Origin of the sequence: Mycobacterium marseillense (genome assembly GCF_010731675.1) — a bacterium.
GTDB lineage: Bacteria > Actinomycetota > Actinomycetes > Mycobacteriales > Mycobacteriaceae > Mycobacterium > Mycobacterium marseillense.
On sequence record NZ_AP022584.1, the window covers coordinates 1,735,918 to 1,750,052 of the forward strand.

The following is a 14,135-nucleotide window of genomic DNA, read 5'->3' on the forward strand; positions in this document are numbered from 1 at the left end:
GGGTAATTCACATGACCGCTCAGAACCCTAACCTCGCGGCGCTGAGCGCCGCGGGCGTATCCGTGTGGCTCGACGACCTGTCGCGCGAGCGGCTGCAGTCGGGGAACCTGCAGGAGCTCATCGACACCAAAAGCGTTGTCGGCGTGACCACCAACCCGTCGATCTTCCAGAAGGCGTTCGCCGAGGGCGACGCCTACGACGGTCAGATCGCCGAGCTCGCCGAGCGCGGCGCCGACGTCGACGCCACCATCCGCACCGTCACCACCGACGACGTGCGCAACGCGTGCGACGTGCTGACGCGCGAGTGGGAGAACTCCGACGGTGTCGACGGCCGGGTGTCCATCGAGGTGGACCCGCGGCTGGCGGGCGAGACCGACAAGACCATCGCGCAGGCCGTCGAGCTGTGGAAAATCGTCGACCGGCCGAACCTGTTCATCAAGATCCCGGCGACCGAGGCCGGGATTCCGGCGATCACCGCCGTTCTGGCGGAAGGGATTTCGGTCAACGTCACGCTGATCTTCTCCGTCGAGCGGTACCGGGCCGTGATGGACGCCTACCTTGCCGGCATGGAGAAGGCCCGCGAAGGCGGACACGACCTGTCCAAGATCCATTCGGTGGCTTCGTTTTTCGTCTCCCGGGTGGATACCGAGGTCGACAAGCGGCTGGAGAAGATCGGCGGCGAGGACGCCCTCGCGTTGCGCGGCCAGGCCGGCGTGGCCAACGCCCGGCTGGCCTACGCGGCCTACCAGGAGGTGTTCGACGGCGGCGAGCGCTACCAGGCGCTCAAGGCCGACGGGGCCCGGGTGCAGCGTCCGTTGTGGGCGTCGACCGGAGTCAAGAACCCCGACTACTCCGACACGCTGTATGTCACCGAGCTGGTGGCGCCCAACACGGTGAACACCATGCCGGAGAAGACCATTGACGCCGTCGCCGATCACGGCGAGATCAAGGGCGACACCGTCACCGGCACCGGCGCGGACGCCCAGCAGGTGTTCGACAAACTGGCGGCGGTCGGCATCGATCTGCCGGATGTCTTCATTGTGCTGGAGGACGAGGGCGTGGAGAAGTTCGTGGATTCGTGGTCCGAGCTGCTGGAGGAAACGCAGAAGCAGCTGGGTTCCGCCTCCAAATGAGCCCAGCCCGCACCGCGCAACAATGGCATAACCCGTTACGGGACAAGCGCGACAAGCGCCTGCCTCGTATCGCCGGGCCGTGCGGGATGGTCATTTTCGGTGTTACCGGCGACCTGGCGCGCAAGAAGGTCATGCCGGCGATCTACGACCTGGCCAATCGCGGGCTGTTGCCGCCGAGCTTCTCGCTGGTGGGCTTCGCCCGCCGGGATTGGAGCACGCAGGATTTCGGCAAGGTGGTGCACGAGGCGGTCAAGGAACACTGCCGCACGCCGTTCCGGCAGGAGAACTGGGATCGGCTGGCCGAGGGATTCCGGTTCGTCCCAGGCGCTTTCGACGACGACGAGGCGTTCGGCCGGCTAGCCGAGACCCTGGACAAGCTGGACGCCGAACGGGGCACGGGCGGTAACCACGCCTTCTACCTGGCCATCCCGCCGAAGTCCTTCCCGGTGGTGTGCGAGCAGCTGCACAAGTCCGGCCTGGCCCGCCCGCAGGGTGAGCGGTGGAGCCGGGTGGTGATCGAGAAGCCGTTCGGCCACGATCTGGAGAGCGCGCAAGCGCTCAACAAGTCCGTCAACGCCGTCTTTCCCGAAGAGGCGGTCTTCCGGATCGACCACTACCTGGGCAAGGAGACGGTCCGCAACATCCTGGCGCTGCGGTTCGCCAATCAGCTGTTCGACCCGATCTGGAACGCGCACTACGTCGACCACGTGCAGATCACCATGGCCGAGGACATCGGCCTGGGCGGTCGGGCCGGCTACTACGACGGCATCGGCGCCGCGCGTGACGTCATCCAGAACCATTTGATGCAACTGCTGGCGCTGACCGCCATGGAGGAGCCGGTCAGCTTCAGCCCGTCGGCGCTGCAGGCAGAGAAGATCAAGGTGCTTTCGGCGACACAGCTCGCCGAGCCGCTCGACGAGACCACCAGCCGCGGCCAGTACGCCGCGGGCTGGCAGGGCGGCGAGAAGGTCCTCGGGCTGCTCGACGAGGAGGGGTTCGCCAAGGACTCGATCACCGAGACGTTCGCCGCGATCACGCTCGAGGTGGACACCCGGCGCTGGGCGGGGGTGCCCTTCTACCTGCGGACCGGAAAACGGTTGGGCCGCAGGGTGACCGAGATCGCTCTGATCTTCAAGCGCGCACCGCACCTGCCGTTCGACGCGACCATGACCGACGAGCTCGGCACCAACGCCATGGTGATCCGCGTGCAGCCCGACGAGGGCGTCACGCTGCGGTTCGGCTCCAAGGTGCCCGGCACCGCGATGGAGGTCCGTGACGTCAACATGGACTTCTCCTACGGTTCGGCGTTCGCCGAGGAATCCCCGGAGGCCTACGAACAGTTGATCCTCGACGTGCTGCTGGGTGAGCCGTCGCTGTTCCCGGTCAATGAAGAGGTCGAATTGGCTTGGCAGATACTCGATCCCGCGCTGGACAACTGGGCGGCCGGCGGCAAGCCCGAGCCGTACGAGGCGGGCACCTGGGGCCCGGACTCCGCGTTCGAGATGCTGCATCGCACGGGCCGGGAATGGCGGCGGCCGTGATAATCGATATGGAAGACACCACCACCACCGCGGTCAACAAGAGACTCGACGAGCTGCGGGAAAGGGTCGGTGCCGTCGCCATGGGCCGGGTCCTGACGCTCATCATCGCGCCGGACAGCGAGGAGATCCTCGAAGAGTCGCTGCAGGCGGCCAACGACGCCAGCCACGAACACCCCAGCCGGATCATCGTCACGATGCGGGGCAACCCGTACGCGGACAAGCCCAGGCTGGACGCGCAGCTGCGCGCCGGCGGCGACACCGGCGCCAGCGAGGTGGTGGTGCTGCGGCTGTCGGGCGCGTTGTCCGGCCACGCGGCCAGCGTCGTCACCCCGTTCCTGCTGCCCGACATCCCGGTGGTGGCCTGGTGGCCCGACGTCGCGCCAGCGGTGCCCGCGCAGGATCCGTTGGGCCGGTTGGCGATTCGGCGCATCACCGACGCCACCAACGGGGTCGACCCGCTGGCGGCGATCAAGAGTCGGCTGCCCGGACACACCGCCGGCGACACCGATCTCGCCTGGGCGCGCATCACCTACTGGCGGGCGCTGCTCACCTCGGCGGTCGACTTGACGCCGCACGAACCGATCGAGTCGGCGCTGGTGTCCGGCCTGGCCACCGAGCCGGCCCTCGACGTCCTGGCCGGGTGGCTGGCCAGCCGGATCGACGGCCCGGTGCGCCGGGCCGTCGGCGAACTCAAGATCGAACTGAAGCGCAGCAGCGAGACCATCGTGTTGAGCCGCCCGCAAGAAGGCAGGACGGCCACGCTGAGCCGGACGTCGCGGCCGGACGCCCTGCTTCCGTTGGCGCGTAGGGAAACCGGCGAGTGCCTCGCCGAAGACCTGCGTCGCCTGGATCCCGACGAGATCTACCAAACCGCGCTCGAAGGCATTGAGAAAGTGCAATACGTGTGAGCACCAGCATCGAAATCTTCCCGGACAGCCAGGCCCTGGTCGCCGCCGCCGCGACGCGGCTGACCGACACCATCGCGAACGCCGTCGCGGCCCGCGGCCGCGCGCTCGTCGTGCTGACCGGCGGCGGCAACGGCATCGGGCTGTTGGAGTCGTTGGTGGACCGACCCGTCGAGTGGTCCAAGGTGCACCTGTTCTGGGGCGACGAGCGCTACGTCCCCGAAGACGACGACGAGCGCAACGACAAGCAGGCGCGTGCCGCGCTGCTCGACCACATCGATATTCCGTCCAGCCAGGTGCACCCGATGCCGGCCAGCGACGGCGAGTTCGGCGGCGATCTGGCCGCGGCGGCGCTGGCCTACGAGCAACTGCTGGCGGCCAACGCCGCGCCCGGGCAGCCGGTGCCGACTTTCGACGTGCACCTGCTGGGCATGGGGCCCGAGGGCCACATCAACTCGCTGTTCCCGGACACCCCGGCCGTGCTGGAAACCACCCGCATGGTGGTGTCGGTCGAGGACTCCCCCAAGCCGCCGCCGCAGCGAATCACCTTGACGCTGCCCGCGATTGCGCGTTCCCGCGAGGTGTGGCTGATGGTGTCCGGGGCGGGGAAGGCCGAGGCGGCGGCCGCGGCCATCGGTGGGGCCGCACCGGTCTCGGTGCCGGCCGCCGGGGCGGTCGGGCTGGACAGCACGCTCTGGCTGCTCGACGAGGACGCCGCGTCCAAGCTGCCGTCGGACCCGTCCGGCGTGGCCTGACGCGATTCGCAACGCGGGGTTCCCGGCCGGCCCGTCCGGGTCATAATGGCGGTCATGGCAGACAGAACCGTGCGCGGGGGGCAAGAGCGAAGCCGGATCAAGACGCTCACCCAGGCCGCGTTGAACGCCGACAAGACGGTGGAGCAGGTCGAAGACGTCCTCGACGGTTTGAGCAACACCATGAAAGAACTCAACAGTTCGCTGTCGGCGCTGAACGCCACGGTGGAACGCCTGGAAACCGGCCTGGACCATCTCGACGGCACGATGGCCAGCCTGGACGATCTGGCCAAGCGGTTGATCGTGCTGGTCGAACCCGTCGAGGCCATCGTCGGGCGGATCGACGAGATGGTGAAGGTGGGCGAAACCATGATGTCTCCCCTGTCGATCACCGAGCACGCGGTGCGCGGCCTGCTGGACCGGCTGCGCAACCGGACCGCGGAATAGGCGGCCGGCGGTACCCCTGATGGCCACGTTGCTGCTGCACCATTCCGCCTTCGCCGCCCACCGGACGGCGCCCGGGCATCCGGAGCGGCCGGACCGCTACCGCGCGGTGGAAGCGGCGCTGAGCCGGCCCGAGTTCGACGCGCTGCTGCGCGAGACCGCTGAGCCGGCCGAGCTCGCCGCCGCACGCTACGTGCACACCAACCGCTACGTGGACGCGCTGGAGGCGGCGCGCCCCGAGCGCGGCTACGTCTACCTCGACGGCGGCGACACCATGATGGAGCCCTCGACGTGGGAGGCGGCGCTGCGCGGGGTGGGCGCCACGCTGCGGGCGGTGGACCAGGTGCTGGCCGGCGAGGTGCAAAACGCGTTCGTCGCGTGCCGGCCGCCGGGGCATCACGCCGAAACCGAGCGCGCCATGGGCTTCTGCCTGTTCAACAACATCAGCATCGGCGCGCGGCACGCGCAGCGCAAACACGGGCTGATGCGCGTCGCGATCGTCGATTTCGACGTCCACCACGGCAACGGCACGCAGCAGATCTTCTACGCCGACCCGAGCGTGCTCTACGCGTCCACGCACCAGATGCCGCTGTTTCCCGGCACCGGTGCGGCGCGAGAAACCGGAGCCGGCAACATCTTCAACGCGCCGCTGGCGCCCGGTGACGGCGGCGCCGAACTGCGCGCCGCATTCACCGACCGGATACTGCCCGCGCTGCACGCCTTTTCGCCCGAACTGATCATCGTGTCCGCCGGGTTCGACGCGCACGAACGCGATCCGCTGGGTTCACTGACCATGACGACCGATGACTTCGCCTGGGTCACCAGGGAATTGATGAAATCGGCGGAGACGCTGTGCGACGGCCGGTTGGTGGCGGTGCTCGAAGGCGGTTATGACCTGCAAGCCCTGGCCGATTCGGTCACCGCGCACGTCGGCGAGCTGGTGAAAGGCTGAGCCCTCGCCGGTTCAGCTGGCCTTTTTCTCGTGCATCTCGGGCGCCGGGCCGCCGACCGGCGTCGCCGACTTCATGATGTCCTCGATCGCGGCGAGGTCCGCGTCGGTCAGCGTGACGTCGGCCGCACCGGCGCTGTCCTGCAGGTAGGTGACGTGTTGCGCGCCCATGATGGCGGTGTGCACGCCGGGTTGCGCGAGCGTCCAGGCGATGGCCAACTGGCTCGTCGTGACGCCGAGATCGATCGCCAAATGGCTCAGGTCCTCAACGACTTTCAGGTTGCGCAGATAGTCCTCGCCGGTGAAGATGGGACTCTTGCCGCGCCAGTCGCCATCGGCAAAGCTGGTGTCGGGCTTCATGGTTCCCGTGAGCAAGCCGTGCGCCAGCGGGCCGTAGACCATCACGCCGATGTCGTTGGCATGGCAATAGGGCAGCAGATCGCCCTCGATGTCACGACGGAACAGGTGGTAGGGCGGCTGCACCGCTTCCACCGGAAGCGTGGCCGAGAGTTCCTCGATTTGGGCGGTGTCGTAGTTCGACACGCCGACGTGCCGAATCTTGCCCTCCGACATCAGTTCTGCGAGCGCCTCACCCGTCTCGGCCGCTGGAGTGGTGGGGTCGGGCCAGTGCACCAGGTACAGGTCGATGTAGTCGACGCCCAGCGCGCGAAGGCTGGACTCGACGCCACTGCGCAGGTACTCACGGCTGGCGTCGCGGACCAGTCCCGTGTCGGTTTTGCGCAACCCGCCTTTGGTGGCGATCACCAGCTCCTCGCGGGTCCGCGCGAAATCGGCGCGCAGGGCCGTGCCGAGGATGCGCTCGGATTCGCCGAACCCGTATTGCTGGGCGGTGTCGAAGAAGTTGATCCCCAGGTCACGCGCGCGATGGATCATGGTGATCGCGGCGTCCTCGTCGGCTTGGCCCCAGTCACTACTGAACGCCCAGGTACCGAAGGCCAACCGGGAAACCTCAAGCCCCGTCTTGCCGAATGTGATGGTTTTCAAATGCCAACCTCCGCCGTTGGATAGTCGTCCCCGCGTACGCGGCCCGCGTAGCAGGCCACGACTCAACCATAACGACGGCGAGACCGCGTGCCGCAACACCAGTGCTCAGCGCGGAAAATACCGGCTGTCGTTGTCGACCGCGTCAAAAATGTCCAAGGCGTGCTGAAATGGCCCGGACGTGATCCGTTGATCGGTCGCATACGAGTGGTCGAGTTCGAACACGACACACAGGAGCAGACCGAGCAGCACCGCGAGCGTGCTGGACACGACGAGGTGGCCGACGGCGCTGCCCAGCCGCAGTAAACCGGTGAACGCGATCAGCACCACCGCCCCGAATATCAGGCCCGCCCACATCAGGGCGGGTATCCGCGGCTTGGTGCCGACGATGCGCTCGTTGCGGTCGGACGCCAAATCGCCCAGCTGGTTGAGGAATTGCTGGTTGATCGGCTTGGCCGCGATATTGGGCTGCTGGCGGCCGACGGTGCGATACATGCGGGTGATCGCGGCCCGCGCCCCGTCGTCGTGCTGCCTGTTCCACTCGGGCCCGGCCACCGCGCCCGCGTACTTGCGCAGCAACTCCTGAATCTCGGTCCGTTCGGGTTCGGGCATGGCGACCGTCTGCCGATACATCGTCGTGAGCGCCGACGCCTCGCCGGAGACGACGACCTGGGTGGACGAGAAGTGCTCCCAGGTGGCCACCACGGTGAAGCCCAGCAGCGCGCCGTACACAAACCCGACGACGGTCAGGTACGACGTCATCGCCGGATTGTGTTCGTTGCCGTGCCGCTTTTCCGGCAAAATGCGCCGCCCCAGCCACAGGGAGCCCGCCGCGATCGCGATCGCGACGGCGACGACGCACACCAGCAGCAGCCACAGGGGTAGTCCGGATCCGCTCACTGGTCTCCTCGCTCGGTGCCGCGCCGATCAGCGTATTGCGACCGCGGCTGGCCCGGGGACCGATTCGCGCGTTCTCAGCCGCTGTTTCGCAGCGCGCTGGCCAGCCCGTTCATCGTCAGCAAAATGCCGCGCTGCACCAATTCGTCGTCGTCGCCGGAGCGGTAGCGGCGCAGCAACTCCACCTGGAGGTGGTTCAGCGGCTCGAGATACGGGAAGCGGTTGAACACCGACCGCGCCAGGGCGGGGTTGTCGGCGAGCAGGTTGTCCTGCCCGGTGATCAGCTTGTGCATGGCGATGGTGCGGCGGTGCTCGTCGGCGATCTTGTCGAACACCCGGCGCCGTAGTTCCTCGTCGTCGACCAATTCGGCATAGCGCGCCGCCAGGCCCAGGTCGCTTTTGGCCAGCACCTGCGCCAGGTTGGACAGCACGCTGCGGAAAAACGGCCACCGTTGGTACAGGTCGTGCAGGATGCCCACCCGCTCGTCCTCGCTCTGCGGGCCCGCCGCGATCCACTGCTCGAAGGCCGTCCCGGTGCCGTACCAGCCGGGCAGCATGACCCGCGACTGGCTCCACGCCAGCACCCACGGGATGGCGCGCAGGTCGGAGATCGACTCGGTGGGTTTGCGCGACGTCGGCCGGCTGCCGATGTTCAGCGAGCCGATCTCGCTGACCGGCGTCGAGGCCATGAAGTAGTCGACGAAACCCGGTGTGTCGTGCACCAATTCGGCATAGGCGCGCTGGGCCAGCACGGCGACCTCGTCGAGCACCGCGTACGCCGGTTCCGCGGCGTCGCCCAGGCCCTCGACGTCCAGCAGCGTCGATTCCAGCGTAGCGGCCAGCAGGCTTTCCAGATTGCGTTGCGCCGCTTGCGGTTCGGCGTATTTGGCGGCGATCACCTCACCCTGCTCGGTGAGCCGCAGCGAGCCGTTGACCGCGCCGGGCGGCTGCGCCAGGATCGCCTCGTAGCTCGGCCCGCCGCCGCGGCCCACGGTGCCGCCGCGACCGTGGAAGAGCCGCAACCGGATTCCGGTCTTGCGCGCGACTTCCACCAGCGCCAGCTCGGCCCGGTACACCGCCCAGCTGGACGCCAGGTACCCGCCGTCCTTGTTGGAGTCCGAGTAGCCCAGCATCACTTCCTGGCTGTCGCCGCGCGCCGCCACCAGCGCCCGGTAGATCGGCAGTTCCAGCATCGCGTGCAGGATCGTCGCGCCGTTGTGCAGGTCGTCGATGGTTTCGAACAGCGGGGAGATGCCCACCGGGCAGTAGGGCTGGGGCCCGGACGCGTCGATCAGCCCCGCCTCTTTCAGCAGGATCGCGGCCTCGAGGACATCGGAGACCGAACGGCACATCGAGATCACGTAGTTGGGGACGGCGGACGGTCCGTACCGCTTGATGGCGTCCGCGGCCGCACGCACCACGCCGAGCTCGCCCCGTGCCAGGTCGGACAGCTGTGCGTCGTCGCCGACCAGCGGGCGGCGGGTGCCCAGCTCGGCCGCCAGCAGCTCGACGCGCTCGTCTTCGGGCAGCGACCGGTAGTCCGGGTGCACGCCGGCCCAGGCCAGCAGCTCGCCGACCACCTCTTCGTGCGCGTCGGAGTTCTGCCGCATGTCCAGGCCGCACAGGTGAAACCCGAAGACCCGCACGCCTTCTCGCAGCAGCGCCAGCCGATCGTCGGCCAGCAGCGCGCTGCCGTGGCCGCGCAGCGACTCGTCGAGGGTGTCGAGATCGGCCCCCAGTTCGGCCGGGGTCTCATACGGCGGCAGCCCCAGGTCCAGCACCTGCTGCGGGGTCCGGTCCAGGATCTCGGCGCTCGTCGCGCTGAGCCGGGCGCGGATCACCCGCACCGCCCGCCGGTACGGCTCGTCGGCGCGGGCCTTCTCCCCGCAGCCCTCGGCCAGGTCGGCCAGCGCGGGGGTGACCGAGACCAGACGCGCCGACATCGACAGCTCCTGCTCCAGCGCGGTCAGTTCGGCCAGGTAGTGCGCGAGCGCGGTGAACGCGGCGTTGCCGGTGGCCTGGCGTACCACGTCGGCCGTCACGTTCGGATTGCCGTCGCGGTCGCCGCCGATCCAGGACCCGGGCTGCAGCATCGGCTCGCCCAGCAGGTCGGCGTCGGGCCAGCGGGACCGCAGGGCGTCGCGGACCTCGGCGTTGACCTGTGGGATCACCTTGAAGAACGCGGCGGCGTAGTAGCGCAGACCCACCTCGATCTCGTCGGTGATCTGCAGCCGGGACAGCCGGATCAGCGCGGTCTGCCACAGCGTGAGGACCTGGCGGCGCAACTCGAGTTCGATGTCGCGGCCCTCGTCGGTCTCGGCGTGCCCCTCGGCGTGCAGCCGCATCAGCTCGGTGATCCGATGCTGGGTGACGAAGACGGTGCGCCGGCGGGTCTCGGTGGGATGCGCGGTGATCACCGGAGCGACCACGGCGCCCCTCAGCGCGTCGGCCACGGTGGCCGAATCGAGTTGTGCCTCATCGAGTTTGGCGTAGGTGGCGGCCAGGGTGCTGTCCTGTGGCGGTTCGCCGGCGGCGACGTGGACCGCGCGGCGGCGCTCGCGGTGGATGTCCTCGGCGACGTTGGCCAGCAGCGCGAAGTGGCTGAACGCGCGGATGACGGGGACGGCCTGGTGGATATCGATGCCGTCGAACATTCGCGCCAGTTCCGCGCGGTCGATCTCGGAGCGCCGCACGCGGAACGATTCCACCCGGGCACGTTCGACGAGCTCGAACACGTCCTGCCCGTTCTGCTCGCGCACCGTGTCGCCCAGGATGGCACCCAGCAGCCGGATGTCCGCGCGCATCGGCTCGGTCGCCTCGCGCCCCACCAGGGTGCGCTGGACGGCGCCGATCGGTTCCAGGGTGCTGTCGGGGGCTTCGGGCGTCTCAGCCATGCGTCTCAGTATCGGTGCGGCGCTCGTCAGCGGCGACGGTGAAAGTCACGACGCATCGCCGGCGCGTCGCGTCGCAAATTTCACGCTCGGAGCTCGAGGCAGGTCAGGTTCTCAGCGGTACTTGATCAGCAGTGCCATGGCGATGATGCACACCAGCCAGATGGCGGTGATGAAGTACGTCAGGCGGTCCAGATTCTTTTCCACCACGGTGGACCCGGACAGGCTGGACTGGACGCCACCACCAAACAGCGTGGACAGGCCGCCACCCTTGGCGCGGTGCAGCAGCACCAGCAGCACCACCAGGATGCTGGTGACGACCAGGGTGATCTGCAAAGCCAACTGCATGACGGCCAGCCTACCGGTGCCGTCACCGGCAGCAGGGGCCCCCCTAAGGAAGGGGCCCACCGGCGGCGATGGCCGCCAGCGTCGCGAATTGCTCGCCGTCCAGCGACGCGCCGCCGACCAGACCGCCGTCGATGTCGCCGCTGGCGACGAGCTCGCCGACGTTCTTGGCGTTGACCGAGCCGCCGTAGAGGACCCGCACCGAGTCGGCGATCTGCGGGGACGCCAAAGCGCCCAGTTCCTTGCGGATCGCCGCGCAGACTTCTTGCGCGTCCGCGGCGCTGGCCACCCGGCCGGTGCCGATCGCCCACACCGGCTCGTAGGCGATGACGACCTTGCCGATCTGTTCGGCGGACAGCCCGGCCAGCGAACCGCGCAGCTGTTCCTCGCAGTGGATGACGTGGTTTCCGGCCTCGCGGACGTCGAGATGCTCGCCGATGCAGACGATCGGGGTCAGTTCGTGCTTGAGGGCCGCGGCGGTCTTGGCGGCGACGACGGCGTCGTCCTCATGGTGGTACGTCCTGCGCTCGGAGTGCCCGACGACGACGAACGTGCAGCCCAGCTTGGCCAGGAACGCGCCGCTGACCTCCCCGGTGTAGGCGCCCGCGTCGTGCTGGGACAGATCCTGCCCGCCGTAGGTCAGCCGCAACTTGTCGCCGTCGACCAGGGTCTGCACGCTGCGCAGGTCGGTGAACGGCGGCAGCACCGTGACGTCGACCTTGTCGTAGTACTTGTCCGGCAGCGCGAACGCGATCTTTTGCACCAGGGCGATCGCCTCGAAGTGGTTGAGGTTCATCTTCCAGTTGCCGGCGATCAGTGGCTTGCGGCTCACGACTCTGGGCCTCCCTAGTTGTGGTCGGGCTGGGGTCGGCTCAACACCTCGATACCCGGAAGCGTCTTGCCCTCAAGGTATTCCAGCGATGCTCCCCCACCCGTGGAGATGTGGGAGAAGTCGCCCTCCGGGATGCCCAGCGCGCGCACGGCGGCCGCGGAGTCCCCGCCACCGACCACGCTGAAGGCGCCCTTGCCGGTCGCGGCGGCGATCGCCTCGGCGACGCCCTTGGTGCCCGCGGCGAACGCCGGGAACTCGAACACGCCCATCGGCCCGTTCCAGAACACGGTCTCGGCGTTGGAGAGCAAGGTGGTGAACCGTTTGACCGATCCCGGACCGATGTCCAGGCCCATCAGATCGTCTCCGATGGCGTCGGCGGCGACGGTCTGCGGTGTCGCGTCGGCGGCGAACTTGTCGGCCACCACGATGTCCACCGGCAGCCGCAGCACGTCGACGTAGGTGTCCAGCAGCCGGCGGCAGGTGTCCACCATCTCGGTCTCCAGCAGCGACTTACCGACCGAAAACCCTTGCGCGGCCAGGAAAGTGAAGCACATACCGCCGCCGATCACGATGCTGTCGGCCCTGGTGGCCAGCGACTCGATGACACCGAGCTTATCGGACACCTTCGACCCGCCGAGCACTACCGCGTAGGGGCGCTTGGTGGAGCTGGTCAGCTGCTCCAGCACCGCGATCTCCTCGGCCACCAGCGTGCCGGCGTAGTGCGGCAGCAGGGTGGCGATGTCGTACACGGAGGCCTGCTTGCGGTGCACCACACCAAAGCCGTCGGAGACGAAAGCCCCTGTCGGCCCGACCAATTCGGCGAGCTGGCGGGCGAGGGCGAGCCGCTCGGCGTCGTCCTTGCTGGTTTCGCGGGCGTCGAAGCGGATGTTCTCCAGCAGCAGGACGTCGCCGTCGGTCAGCCCCTCGGCGCGGGCCAGCGCGTCGGTGCCGACGACGTCCCCGGCCAGCTGCACGTGCCGGCCCAGCTGCTCGGACAGCGCCGCGGCGACCGGCGCCAGCGACAGCGTCGGGTCCGGCCCGTCCTTGGGACGCCCGAGGTGCGCGGTGACCACCACCTTGGCGCCCGCCTCGACGAGCGCCTTCAGCGTCGGCACCGAGGCGGTGATGCGCCCGGGATCGGTGATCTTGCCGTCTTCCAGCGGCACGTTCAGGTCCGAGCGGACCAACACACCGCGACCCGAAACCCCCTCGCCGAGAAGGTCTTTGAGAGTGTGGACGGCCACGGGTTACAGCGACTTGCCGACCAGGGCGACCAGGTCCACCAGGCGGTTGGAGTAGCCCCATTCGTTGTCGTACCAGGACACCACCTTGGCCTGGTCGTCGATCACCTTGGTCAGACCGGAGTCGAAGATCGAGCTGTGCGGGTCGGTGACGATGTCACTCGAGACGATCGGCGCGTCGTAGTACTTGAGGATGCCCTTCATCGGACCCTCGGCGGCGGCCTTCATCGCGGCATTGATCTCGTCGGCGGTGGCGGACTTCTTCAGCTCGGCGGTCAGGTCGGTGACCGAGCCGGTGGGGATCGGCACCCGCAGCGCGTAGCCGTCGAGCTTGCCCTTCAGCTCGGGGAGCACCAGTCCGATGGCCTTGGCCGCGCCGGTGGAGGTCGGCACGATGTTCAGCGCGGCGGCGCGGGCCCGGCGCAGATCCTTGTGCGGCCCGTCCTGCAGGTTCTGGTCCTGGGTGTAGGCGTGGATGGTGGTCATCAGGCCCTTGACGATGCCGAACTCGTCGTTGAGGACCTTGGCCAGCGGCCCGAGACAGTTCGTGGTGCACGAGGCGTTGGAAATGATGTTCTGGCTGCCGTCGTACTTGTCGTCGTTGACGCCGAGCACGATGGTGATGTCCTCGTCGGTGGCGGGCGCGGAGATGATCACCTTCTTGGCGCCGGCGTCCAGGTGGCCCTTGGCCTTGGCGGCGTTGGTGAAGATGCCGGTGGACTCGACGACGACGTCGACGCCCAGGTCGCCCCAGGGCAGCGCCGCCGGGCCTTCCTTGACCTCCAGCGCCTTGATCTTGGTGTTGCCGACGACGATGGTGTCGTCGCCCTCGAGGCTGACGTCGTGCGGCAGGCGGCCCAGGATGGAGTCGAATTTCAGCAGGTGCGCCAGGCTGGCGTTGTCGGTGAGGTCGTTGACCGCGACCACCTCGATGTCAGCGGTGCCTTGCTCCTGTTGAGCCAGCAAGGCCCGGTAGAAGTTCCGCCCGATTCGACCGAAGCCGTTGATACCTACTCGGACCGTCACTTGTCTCTCCTCTGTCTTCTTTCCTGTGTCCGCTGATTCGCGCTCGCCGCCAGCCTAGATCAGCGGCGCCAACCGTTGCCGCGCTGGTACAACAGCCGTGACGTCGGCCACACGCGGCACCGGCTAGACGGGATGGCCGCACTGCTCCTCACCCCGCTTCGCGGGCCGCATCGTCGT

Annotated in this window: 13 protein-coding genes; 6 read left to right on the plus strand and 7 right to left on the minus strand. The window is 68.3% G+C overall.

Annotation, left to right across the window (positions count from 1 at the left end):
- The first annotated feature begins 11 nt into the window (after positions 1 to 11).
- The 6 genes from tal to G6N26_RS07410 are packed head-to-tail and all read left to right on the plus strand — an operon-like array spanning position 12 to position 5,727.
- Positions 12 to 1,133 (plus strand): transaldolase, encoded by a 1,122-nt coding sequence (gene tal / locus G6N26_RS07385; protein WP_067168548.1) that lies wholly within the window; start codon positions 12 to 14, stop codon positions 1,131 to 1,133.
- On the plus strand, positions 1,130 to 2,674 hold the full coding sequence (zwf, locus tag G6N26_RS07390; protein WP_067168545.1) for a glucose-6-phosphate dehydrogenase: 1,545 nt from the start codon (positions 1,130 to 1,132) through the stop codon (positions 2,672 to 2,674). The genes tal and zwf overlap by 4 nt, the downstream gene beginning before the upstream one ends.
- A complete protein-coding gene (gene opcA / locus G6N26_RS07395; protein ID WP_083020353.1) occupies positions 2,671 to 3,582 on the plus strand; it encodes a glucose-6-phosphate dehydrogenase assembly protein OpcA in 912 nt (303 codons plus the stop codon). The genes zwf and opcA overlap by 4 nt, the downstream gene beginning before the upstream one ends.
- On the plus strand, positions 3,579 to 4,334 hold the full coding sequence (pgl, locus tag G6N26_RS07400) for a 6-phosphogluconolactonase (RefSeq protein ID WP_067168543.1): 756 nt from the start codon (positions 3,579 to 3,581) through the stop codon (positions 4,332 to 4,334). The genes opcA and pgl overlap by 4 nt, the downstream gene beginning before the upstream one ends.
- Positions 4,335 to 4,379: 45 nt before the next feature.
- Complete coding sequence (locus tag G6N26_RS07405; protein ID WP_067168540.1) at positions 4,380 to 4,778, plus strand: ATPase; 399 nt, start codon at positions 4,380 to 4,382, stop codon at positions 4,776 to 4,778.
- Between the two features lie 19 nt (positions 4,779 to 4,797).
- A complete protein-coding gene (locus tag G6N26_RS07410; protein WP_083020347.1) occupies positions 4,798 to 5,727 on the plus strand; it encodes a histone deacetylase family protein in 930 nt (309 codons plus the stop codon).
- 12 nt (positions 5,728 to 5,739) lie between these two features.
- Here the strand turns inward: G6N26_RS07410 and G6N26_RS07415 are convergent, their stop codons facing one another.
- The 7 genes from G6N26_RS07415 to gap all read right to left on the minus strand — a co-directional run bounded on the left by G6N26_RS07415 (position 5,740) and on the right by gap (position 13,958).
- The gene (locus tag G6N26_RS07415) at positions 5,740 to 6,729 is read right to left on the minus strand and encodes an aldo/keto reductase (protein ID WP_083020346.1); all 990 of its coding nucleotides are present in this window, start codon (positions 6,727 to 6,729) and stop codon (positions 5,740 to 5,742) included.
- Positions 6,730 to 6,834: 105 nt separating this feature from the next.
- Entirely contained in the window at positions 6,835 to 7,626 is a 792-nt protein-coding gene (locus G6N26_RS07420; protein WP_067168532.1) for a bestrophin-like domain, read from the minus strand.
- A gap of 74 nt (positions 7,627 to 7,700) precedes the next feature.
- On the minus strand, positions 7,701 to 10,517 hold the full coding sequence (gene ppc, locus G6N26_RS07425) for a phosphoenolpyruvate carboxylase (protein ID WP_083020345.1): 2,817 nt from the start codon (positions 10,515 to 10,517) through the stop codon (positions 7,701 to 7,703).
- A gap of 111 nt (positions 10,518 to 10,628) precedes the next feature.
- Complete coding sequence (gene secG / locus G6N26_RS07430) at positions 10,629 to 10,862, minus strand: preprotein translocase subunit SecG (RefSeq protein ID WP_067168527.1); 234 nt, start codon at positions 10,860 to 10,862, stop codon at positions 10,629 to 10,631.
- Positions 10,863 to 10,905: 43 nt separating this feature from the next.
- The gene (tpiA, locus tag G6N26_RS07435) at positions 10,906 to 11,691 is read right to left on the minus strand and encodes a triose-phosphate isomerase (protein WP_067168525.1); all 786 of its coding nucleotides are present in this window, start codon (positions 11,689 to 11,691) and stop codon (positions 10,906 to 10,908) included.
- A gap of 14 nt (positions 11,692 to 11,705) precedes the next feature.
- The gene (locus G6N26_RS07440) at positions 11,706 to 12,935 is read right to left on the minus strand and encodes a phosphoglycerate kinase (protein ID WP_067168522.1); all 1,230 of its coding nucleotides are present in this window, start codon (positions 12,933 to 12,935) and stop codon (positions 11,706 to 11,708) included.
- 3 nt (positions 12,936 to 12,938) lie between these two features.
- A complete protein-coding gene (gene gap, locus G6N26_RS07445) occupies positions 12,939 to 13,958 on the minus strand; it encodes a type I glyceraldehyde-3-phosphate dehydrogenase (protein WP_064934385.1) in 1,020 nt (339 codons plus the stop codon).
- Positions 13,959 to 14,135: the final 177 nt, after the last annotated feature.

What these genes read in the sequence shown, in the direction of transcription:
- tal (WP_067168548.1), top strand. Translation starts at nt 12, where the DNA reads ATGACCGCTCAGAACCCTAACCTCGCGGCGCTGAGCGCCGCGGGCGTA.
- zwf (WP_067168545.1), top strand. Translation starts at nt 1,130, where the DNA reads ATGAGCCCAGCCCGCACCGCGCAACAATGGCATAACCCGTTACGGGAC.
- G6N26_RS07405 (WP_067168540.1), top strand. Translation starts at nt 4,380, where the DNA reads ATGGCGGTCATGGCAGACAGAACCGTGCGCGGGGGGCAAGAGCGAAGC.
- G6N26_RS07410 (WP_083020347.1), top strand. Translation starts at nt 4,798, where the DNA reads ATGGCCACGTTGCTGCTGCACCATTCCGCCTTCGCCGCCCACCGGACG.
- ppc (WP_083020345.1), bottom strand. Translation starts at nt 10,517, where the DNA reads ATGGCTGAGACGCCCGAAGCCCCCGACAGCACCCTGGAACCGATCGGC.
- secG (WP_067168527.1), bottom strand. Translation starts at nt 10,862, where the DNA reads ATGCAGTTGGCTTTGCAGATCACCCTGGTCGTCACCAGCATCCTGGTG.